10 protein-coding genes are annotated in these 8,385 nt (G+C 65.5%); 4 read left to right on the top strand and 6 right to left on the bottom strand.

Going from position 1 to position 8,385, the window contains the following annotated elements:
* Positions 1-50 precede the first annotated feature (50 nt).
* Entirely contained in the window at positions 51-305 is a 255-nt protein-coding gene (locus tag ACXJKJ_RS29710; protein ID WP_056199553.1) for a cold shock domain-containing protein, read from the bottom strand.
* A gap of 195 nt (positions 306-500) precedes the next feature.
* Between ACXJKJ_RS29710 and clpS the strand changes: the two genes are divergently transcribed.
* Together clpS and clpA are read left to right on the top strand one after the other, a co-directional pair.
* Entirely contained in the window at positions 501-881 is a 381-nt protein-coding gene (gene clpS, locus ACXJKJ_RS29705) for an ATP-dependent Clp protease adapter ClpS (protein ID WP_056197758.1), read from the top strand.
* Positions 878-3,205: an ATP-dependent Clp protease ATP-binding subunit ClpA gene (gene clpA, locus ACXJKJ_RS29700; RefSeq protein ID WP_457394852.1), complete on the top strand. Its 2,328-nt coding sequence runs from the start codon at positions 878-880 to the stop codon at positions 3,203-3,205. The genes clpS and clpA overlap by 4 nt, the downstream gene beginning before the upstream one ends.
* A 48-nt stretch (positions 3,206-3,253) precedes the next feature.
* On the opposite strand, the gene ACXJKJ_RS29695 is transcribed toward clpA, so the two are convergent.
* From ACXJKJ_RS29695 to ACXJKJ_RS29675, 5 genes are read right to left on the bottom strand one after another with little or no spacing between them, the layout of a single operon-like run.
* On the bottom strand, positions 3,254-4,027 hold the full coding sequence (locus tag ACXJKJ_RS29695; protein WP_457394854.1) for a M90 family metallopeptidase: 774 nt from the start codon (positions 4,025-4,027) through the stop codon (positions 3,254-3,256).
* Positions 4,027-4,773 (bottom strand): UDP-2,3-diacylglucosamine diphosphatase, encoded by a 747-nt coding sequence (locus ACXJKJ_RS29690; RefSeq protein ID WP_457355286.1) that lies wholly within the window; start codon positions 4,771-4,773, stop codon positions 4,027-4,029. The genes ACXJKJ_RS29695 and ACXJKJ_RS29690 overlap by 1 nt, the downstream gene beginning before the upstream one ends.
* Positions 4,770-5,267, bottom strand: coding sequence for a peptidylprolyl isomerase (locus tag ACXJKJ_RS29685; protein WP_056197749.1), 498 nt, complete (start codon positions 5,265-5,267; stop codon positions 4,770-4,772). Before ACXJKJ_RS29685 ends, ACXJKJ_RS29690 begins: the two co-directional genes overlap by 4 nt.
* On the bottom strand, positions 5,264-5,827 hold the full coding sequence (locus tag ACXJKJ_RS29680; RefSeq protein ID WP_457394849.1) for a peptidylprolyl isomerase: 564 nt from the start codon (positions 5,825-5,827) through the stop codon (positions 5,264-5,266). Before ACXJKJ_RS29680 ends, ACXJKJ_RS29685 begins: the two co-directional genes overlap by 4 nt.
* Positions 5,828-5,840: 13 nt before the next feature.
* The gene (locus ACXJKJ_RS29675; RefSeq protein ID WP_056197745.1) at positions 5,841-6,368 is read right to left on the bottom strand and encodes a tetratricopeptide repeat protein; all 528 of its coding nucleotides are present in this window, start codon (positions 6,366-6,368) and stop codon (positions 5,841-5,843) included.
* A gap of 118 nt (positions 6,369-6,486) precedes the next feature.
* On the opposite strand from ACXJKJ_RS29675, the gene cysS reads away from it, so the two are divergent.
* A complete protein-coding gene (cysS, locus tag ACXJKJ_RS29670; RefSeq protein WP_457394846.1) occupies positions 6,487-7,860 on the top strand; it encodes a cysteine--tRNA ligase in 1,374 nt (457 codons plus the stop codon).
* The coding region (locus ACXJKJ_RS29665; protein ID WP_457394843.1) for a DNA-3-methyladenine glycosylase family protein at positions 7,860-8,385 on the top strand (526 nt) is incomplete at its 3' end. The genes cysS and ACXJKJ_RS29665, both read left to right, overlap by 1 nt.

Here is an 8,385-nt window from a genome sequence, read left to right as displayed (position 1 = left end):
CAAAAGCCCCGTGGCGTCAGGCCACGGGGCTTTTGATTTGTGAGCTCAGCTCAGGACGCCAGCTGGGGCTGTTGCTGCTGCTCGGCGGCGCGTGCAGCGGCTTCCATCGGCGTGATGTTCTGCGCAAGCTGGCCTTTGGGGCCCTGCACCAGGTCGAACTGCACCTGGCTGCCCTGCTTCAGCGTCCGAAAGCCTTCCATCTGGATCGCTGAAAAATGGGCGAAGACATCATCTCCGCCGGCTTCCGGCTCGATGAATCCGAAGCCCTTGGCATCGTTGAACCACTTGACTTTGCCCAGTGCCATCATCTTGTCTCCATTCTTTGTGGCACCTCCTGGGGAGGCGGAGGCAGATTCTGGTAGCGCAATAAAAAGCGTCAATTCGGGACCTTCCCGGCCGGGTTCACCCTCAGAACCTTCCGCCCCGCGCTTGCAATTTCCAGGAGCGTCGCCAACTGCCCGCGGTCGGCGAGGGGAAGCCCCCGTCGATAGAATCCCGACATGCCTGTGCTCCCCGTCTTTTCACCGCGAAACCAGTCGCCCCCGCCCCCGCCCGCGCCCCCTCTGAAGCCGGGCAAGGACGAAGGCGAGGGCGCGGTCGTCGTCGAGCGGCAGACCCAGAAAACCGAGCCCCCCCGGCTCTACCAGGTCCTGCTGCTGAACGACGATTTCACGCCGATGGAGTTTGTTGTCATGGTTCTGCAGGAATTTTTCCGGCATGACCTCGATACGGCGACGCAGATCATGCTCAAAATCCACCACGAGGGTCGCGGGGTCTGCGGTGTGTTCACCAAGGACGTCGCCGCGACCAAGGTGGAGTTGGTTCTGGCCGCCTCACGGCGTGCCGGCCACCCCCTGCAGTGCATTATGGAGGCCGCATGATTGCGCAAGAGCTTGAAGTCAGTTTGCACATGGCGTTCGTCGAAGCACGCCAGCAGCGGCACGAATTCATCACCGTCGAGCACCTGCTGCTCGCTTTGCTCGACAACCCCAGCGCCGCGGAGGTGCTGCGCGCCTGCGCGGCCAACCTGGACGACCTGCGCAAGAGCCTGACGCAGTTCATCAAGGAAAACACGCCGATGGTGGGCGGCAGCGACGAGGTGGACACCCAGCCCACGCTGGGCTTCCAACGTGTCATCCAGCGCGCCATCATGCACGTGCAGAGCACCGGCAGCGGCAAGAAGGAAGTGACCGGCGCCAACGTGCTCGTCGCCATCTTCGGCGAGAAGGATTCGCACGCCGTCTACTACCTGCACCAGCAGGGCGTCACGCGCCTGGACGTCGTCAATTTCATCGCCCACGGCATCAAGAAGACCGATCCCGAGCCGCCCAAGAACCCCGAGGGCCAGGCCCCCGGCAGCCAGGAAGGCGAGCGCGAGGAAGGCGAGGGCGGCAGCGCCAAGGCGTCGCCGCTGGAGCAGTTCACGCAGAACCTGAACCAGCTGGCCAAGGACGGCAAGATCGACCCGCTGATCGGTCGCGAGTCCGAGGTCGAGCGCGTCGTGCAGGTGCTGTGCCGCCGGCGCAAGAACAACCCGCTGCTGGTCGGCGAGGCCGGCGTGGGCAAGACGGCCATCGCTGAAGGCCTGGCCTGGAGGATCACCGAAGGCGAAGTCCCTGAGGTCCTCGCCGACGCCGTCGTCTACTCGCTGGACATGGGCGCGCTGCTGGCGGGTACCAAGTACCGCGGCGACTTCGAGCAGCGCCTGAAGGCGGTTCTGAAGGCGCTGAAGGACCAACCCAGCGCCATCCTCTTCATCGACGAGATCCACACGCTGATCGGCGCCGGYGCGGCSTCGGGCGGCACGCTGGACGCGAGCAACCTGCTSAARCCGGCGCTGTCCAGCGGCGCGATGAAGTGCATYGGYGCGACCACCTTCACCGAGTACCGCGGCATCTTCGAGAAGGACGCGGCGCTGAGCCGGCGTTTCCAGAAGATCGACGTCGCCGAGCCTTCGGTCGAGCAGACCATCGAGATCCTGAAGGGGCTCAAGAGCCGCTTCGAGGAGCATCACTCGGTCAAGTACGCCCTGGGCGCGCTGCAGGCGGCCGCCGAGCTGTCGGCCAAGTACATCAATGATCGCCACCTGCCGGACAAGGCCATCGACGTCATCGACGAGGCCGGTGCTGCCCAGCGCATCCTGCCCAAGAGCAAGCAGAAGAAGACCATCACGCGCGTCGAGGTCGAGGACATCGTCGCCAAGATCGCGCGCATCCCGCCCGCATCGGTCAACAGCGATGACCGCAGCAAGCTCAAGACGCTGGACCGCGACCTGAAGAGCGTCGTGTTCGGCCAGGACCCGGCCGTCGACGCGCTCGCCGCCGCCATCAAGATGGCGCGCTCGGGCCTGGGCCGGCCCGAGAAGCCGGTGGGCTCCTTCCTGTTCAGCGGCCCCACGGGTGTCGGCAAGACGGAGGTCGCCAAGCAGCTTGCCTACATCCTGGGCATCGAGTTGATCCGCTTCGACATGTCGGAGTACATGGAGCGCCATGCTGTCAGCCGCCTGATCGGTGCGCCTCCGGGCTATGTCGGTTTTGACCAGGGCGGCCTGCTGACCGAGGCGRTCACAAAGAAGCCGCACTCGGTGCTGCTGCTCGATGAAATCGAGAARGCGCACCCGGAYGTCTTCAACGTGCTGCTGCAGGTCATGGACCACGGCACGCTGACCGACAACAACGGGCGCAAGGCCGACTTCCGCAACGTCATCATCATCATGACGACCAACGCGGGTGCCGAGGCGCTGAACAAGGCCACCATCGGCTTCACCAACTCGCGCCAGCAGGGCGACGAGATGGCCGACATCAAGCGCCTGTTCACGCCGGAGTTCCGCAACCGCCTGGACGCCATCGTGTCCTTCCGCCCGCTGGACGAGGAAATCATCCTGCGYGTGGTCGACAAGTTCCTGCTGCAACTGGAGAGCCAGCTGCAGGAGAAGAAGGTCGAGGTCAGCTTCTCCGACGCGCTGCGCAAGCATCTGGCCAAGAAGGGCTTCGACCCGCTGATGGGCGCSCGSCCGATGSMGCGCSTSATCCAGGACACCATCCGCCGCGCGCTGGCCGACGAACTGCTGTTCGGCAAGCTGGTCGATGGCGGGCGCCTGAGCGTGGACGTGGACGACAAGGGCGAGACGGTGCTGGACATCCAGCCCACGCCGCCCAAGCCGGCCAAGGACAACAAGCCCAAGGCGGAGCCGGCGACGGCTTGAGTTTCAGCGCTCAGACGGAAAGGGACGCTGCGGCGTCCCCTTTTTCGTTCAACCAGCCGGGTCCTGTTTGAAGAAGCCGGCCAGCAGCTTGTACATCGCCGGCTCCTCGGCGCGCATGGCGGCCGGGGCGACGAAGAAGGCCTCCACGGCGACGGCGAAGAATTCCTCGACGGCCTCGCCGCCGTAGGGGTCGATCAGCGTCTCCTCGCCGGCGTCGATGCGGGCGCAGAACTTCTCCCATTCGGCGTCGATGACCGTGGTCCARCGCTCGCGTTCGTCGGCGTCCAGCGGCGGCACGCCGTCAGCCAGCCCATCTCCCATGTCGATGACGTGGGCGAACTCGTGGATGACGACGTTGAAGACCGCGTCCGCGCCGAACTCGGCCGGGTCGTCGCTGACGGCGATGGCATTCCAGGTCAGCATCAGCGGGCCGCCTTCCATGGCTTCGCCGGCCAGCTCCTCGTCGTACTCGTGGACGACACCGTCCTCGTCCTCGAAGCGCCGCTGCGCCACGACTTCGCCCTCGTGCATGACGATGCCGACGAAACCGTCATACCAGGACAGGCCCAGCCGTAGCACGGGCAGGCAGGCCTGGGCTGCGACGGCGACGGCGACTTCGTCGGTCACCTCGAAGCCGCCGACGCCGTGGAATTCCTTGGTCGACAGGAACAGGCTGGACAGCCGCCGCAGTTCAGCGAGGTCGTCCTCGCTGCGTTGGGCCAGGAAGGGGTAGCGCAGCAGGGTCAGCTGCCATAGCGCATCTGGAATCGCATGGCGTTCGACGGCGCGTTGCTCACGCCAGTTGCGCAAAGCTTTCAGGATCACAGGGAAAGGCGTTGCAGGCCGGCTGCGGACAGGCGGATGACGTCGCCGCGCGGTGGGGTGCCATCGAGGTCCCAGTCCGACAGCACGACGCGCCTGAGCCCGTCGCCCAGATCGTGCTCGGCAGGGCGGTGTGTGTGGCCGTGGATCATCGTCGTCGCGCCGGCTTCGTTCAGCAGCGCGCGGCAAGCCTCGGCGTCAAGGTCGGTGGCCATCAGTTGCGCGGCTTGCGCCGCGCGGCTGCCTTCGCGCATCTGGCGCCCCAGCGCCTGGCGAGCTTCGAGCGGCTGCGCCAGCACCTGGGCCTGCCATTCGGGCGAGCGCACCTGGCGGCGGAAGGCCTGGTAGGCGGTGTCGGCAAGGCATTGCGCATCGCCATGCACCAGCAGCCAGCGCTGGCCAAAGGCATCGAGCACCGTGGGATCGGGCAGGGCGGTCATGCCGGCGTCCGCCAGCAACTCCGCGCCGACAAGGAAGTCGCGGTTGCCGTGCATGAAGAAGAGGTCCAGGCGCCKCGACGCATCGTGCAGTAGGCGTACGACGCCGGCCTCGAAGGGCTCGTTCCGCGCGTCGTCGCCGACCCAGACCTCGAAAATGTCGCCGAGCAGCAGCACCGCTTGCGCGGGCGTCTGCGCAAGGTGCTGCTCAAGCCGGGCCAGCGTGCCCGGCGTGTCCGGCCCGAGGTGCAGGTCCGACAGCAGATCGATCTGCCGCCACTGCGCCGGGGCCGTCAGCGTGTGGATCAAACCTCGACGGCTTTCTCGATGATGACGTCTTCGACCGGCACGTCACCATGGCCGCCACGCGTGGCGGTCTTGGACTTCTCGATCTTGTCGACGACGTCCTTGCCCTCGATGACCTTGCCGAAGACGGCATAGCCCCAGCCCGACGGGCTCTCGGACTTGAAGTCCAGGAAGCCGTTGTTGGTCGTGTTGATGAAGAACTGCGCCGTGGCCGAGTGCGGCGCGTTGGTGCGCGCCATGGCCAGCGTGTAGTGGGCGTTCTTCAGGCCGTTGTTGGCCTCGTTCTGGATGGCCGCCTCGGTGGGCTTTTGATTCATGCCGACCTCAAAGCCGCCGCCCTGGACCATGAAGCCCTTGATGACGCGGTGGAACACCGTGCCGTCGTAGTGGCCCTTGCGGACGTAGTTCAGGAAGTTGGCGACCGACAGCGGCGCCTTCTCGGCATCCAGCTCAATGAGGATGTCGCCGTGGTTGGTGGTGAGTTTGACTTGGCTCATTTTTTGACGGGCTCAACGAGAGCCTTGGTGATGAAGATGGGCTTGACCGGGAAATGCTGGTGCATGCCGTGCGGCGTGACCTCGACGGCGCGGATCTTGTCGACGACGTCCATGCCCTCGATGACCTGGCCGAAGACGGCATAGCCCGAGGCCGGATTGTCCGGTTCGCCGTCGAGCATGGGGTTGTCCACCACGTTGACGAAGAACTGCGAGGTTGCCGAGTTCGGGTCGTTGGTGCGCGCCATGGCGATGCTGCCGCGCACATTGGTCAGGCCGTTGTGCGACTCCAGCGGGATGGGCGGCTTGGTCGGCTTCTGGTTCAGCTTGGCGTCGTAACCGCCGCCCTGGATCATGAAGGTTGCCATGACGCGGTGGAAGACCGTGCCGTTGTAGTGGCCGGCCTTCACATATTGCAGGAAGTTGGCGRCCGACTTSGGCGCCTTCTGGGCGTTCAGTTCGATGCGGATGTCGCCTTCGGTGGTCTGCAGCTTGACGGTTTGGGCCTCGGCGCCCAGCGTGGCCAGCAGGCCGGCGAGAAGGAGAGGAAGGATTTTGGTCATGGGAGGCGAGTGGTTAGCGGGTGCGCAATTCGCGGGTCAGGGCCAGCGTGCGGTTGATCTTGCCGGCCAGCGTGTCGCTGGGCATCAGGGCCGACTTCTGGGCACGCTGGTAGGCGCGCAGAGCCAGGCGTACCAACACATCGCCCAGATTTTCCTGGGCCTGGGCATGGTCGGGATGCAGGCGCAGGGCCTGCTCCAGCGCGGCCTTGGCTTCGTCGAGTTCGCCGGCGGCCGCGTGCAGTACGGCGAGATTGTTGTAGGGGTCGGCCAGGTCGGGGAAGTCCTGCGTGAGGCGGGTGAAGATGGCCGTCGCCTTGGCAGGCTCGCCCAGTTCCATGCGCATGACACCCAGGGCGAAGCGCAGTTGCAGATCATCAGGTTGACGGGTCAGGGCCTGCTCGACCTGCTCGACGGCCTGGCTCTTCTGGCCGGCCAGCCAAAGCCGCTGGGCGCTGGCAAGGTCGTCGGCGCGAACCGGCGTGGTTGCCAGCGCCAGGATCAGCAGGCAGGGCAACGCGAGGGTGGGGAAGGGCAGGCGCATGAGGGTTGTAGCGGGGGGCGGCGTCAGGGTCGGCCGCTATACTGAATTCATTCTATGAGCCCCGCCTGGGCGGACCCGGTGCGGGGCTTCTTGTTGGTGGCTGCTGCCCTCGTTTTTCATGTCCCTGCGCGTTCACAACTCCCTCAGCCGAGATCTCGAAGACTTCCAACCGCTCGTGCCTGGCCAAGTGCGCATGTACGTTTGCGGCATCACGGTCTACGACCTCTGCCACATGGGGCATCTGCGCATGAACATGGCGTTCGACGTCATCTACCGCTGGCTGCGTGCCAGTGGTTACGGCGTCACCTATGTGCGCAACATCACCGACATCGACGACAAGATCATCAAGCGTGCCGTCGAGCGCGGCGTCACCATCCGCCAGCTCACCGAAGAGATGAGCGCGGCGATGCACGAGGACTTTGCAGCTGTCGGCCTGCTGCGCCCGGACCACGAACCGCGCGCGACCGAGTACGTGCCGCAGATGCTGTCGCTGATCGAGCGCCTGGAAGAGCGTGGCCTGGCCTACCGTTCTGATACTGGCGACGTGAACTACGCGGTGCGCAAGTTCGAAGGCTACGGCAAGCTCAGCGGCAAGAGCATCGATGACCTGCGCGCCGGCGAGCGCGTGGCCGTGGACGACGGCAAGCTGGACCCGCTGGACTTTGTGCTCTGGAAGGCCGCCAAGGCCGAGGAGCCGGCGGACGCCAAGTGGGCGGCTCCCTTCGGCGAGGGCCGCCCGGGTTGGCACATCGAGTGCTCGGCAATGAGCTGCGCGCTGCTCGGCGAAAGCTTTGACATCCACGGTGGTGGCACCGATCTGCAGTTCCCTCACCACGAGAACGAGATCGCCCAGAGCGAGGGTGCGGGCTACCCCTTCGCGCGCTACTGGCTGCACAACGGCTTCCTGAACGTCGATGGCGAAAAGATGTCCAAGAGCCTGGGCAACTTCTTCACCATCCGCGACGTGCTGCAGAAGTTCGACGGCGAGACGCTGCGCTTCTTCATGCTGCGCACCCACTATCGCCGGCCGTTCAACTTCAGCGATGCCCACCTCGAAGACGCCCGAGCCGCGCTGACGCGCCTGTACACGGCGTTGGACGCCGTGCCGCCGTCCGAAGTCGCCGTCGACTGGAGCGAGCCCAGCGCCGCTGCCTTCAAGACGGCGATGGACGAGGACTTCGGCACGCCCGGTGCCATCGCCGTGCTGTTTGACCTCGTCAACGAAGTCAACCGTGATCGCTCACCCCAGCGTGCCGGCTTGCTGAAGGCGCTGGCCGGCGTGCTCGGCGTCCTGCAGCAGGAGCCGCGCGCCTATCTGCAGGGCGGCTCGGGCATTGACGACGCGGCCTGGATCGAGGCGCGCATCGCGGCCCGCACTGCCGCCAAGGCCGCCAAGGACTTTGAGGGTGCCGACGCGATCCGCGCCGAGTTGACGGCCAAGGGCATCATGCTGAAGGACGGTGCCGACGGCACGACCTGGGTGAAGAGCTGATGCCGCCCGAAGTGATCCCGGCCTATTGGGACGAGGCCTGCAAGCACCTGGTCAAGCGCGACCGGGTCATGAAGAAGCTCATCCCGCAGTTCGGCGAGGCGCGGTTGCAGAGCCGCGGCGACGCCTTCGCGACGCTGGCCCGCTCCATCGTCGGCCAGCAGATCTCGGTCAAGGCCGCCCAATCGGTCTGGAACCGCTGGATCGCGCTGATGACCAAATTCCAGCCGACCGCCGTGCTGGGCCTGGGTGTGGATGAGCAGCGCGCTGCCGGCCTGTCCGCCCGCAAGGTCGAATACCTGCGCGACCTGGCGGAACATTTCGACACTGGCCAGGTTCATGTGCGCCAATGGGCGCAGATGGACGACGAAGCCATCATCGAAGAGCTCGTTGCCATTCGTGGCATCGGCCGGTGGACGGCCGAGATGTTCTTGATTTTTCACTTGATGCGCCCCAATGTGATGCCCCTGGATGACATCGGCTTGTTGAAGGGCATCAGCCAGAATTACTTTTCGGGCGAACCTGTCT

Source organism: Roseateles sp. P5_E1, from assembly GCF_054049335.1.
The sequence above is the reverse complement of the archived record's forward strand: the minus strand, read 5'-3'. Positions and strand labels throughout refer to the sequence as shown.

Coding starts and splice junctions, on each gene's coding strand:
- ACXJKJ_RS29710 (WP_056199553.1), bottom strand. CDS start 305: ATGGCACTGGGCAAAGTCAAGTGGTTCAACGATGCCAAGGGCTTCGGA.
- clpS (WP_056197758.1), top strand. CDS start 501: ATGCCTGTGCTCCCCGTCTTTTCACCGCGAAACCAGTCGCCCCCGCCC.
- ACXJKJ_RS29685 (WP_056197749.1), bottom strand. CDS start 5,267: ATGAGCCAAGTCAAACTCACCACCAACCACGGCGACATCCTCATTGAG.
- ACXJKJ_RS29675 (WP_056197745.1), bottom strand. CDS start 6,368: ATGCGCCTGCCCTTCCCCACCCTCGCGTTGCCCTGCCTGCTGATCCTG.
- cysS (WP_457394846.1), top strand. CDS start 6,487: ATGTCCCTGCGCGTTCACAACTCCCTCAGCCGAGATCTCGAAGACTTC.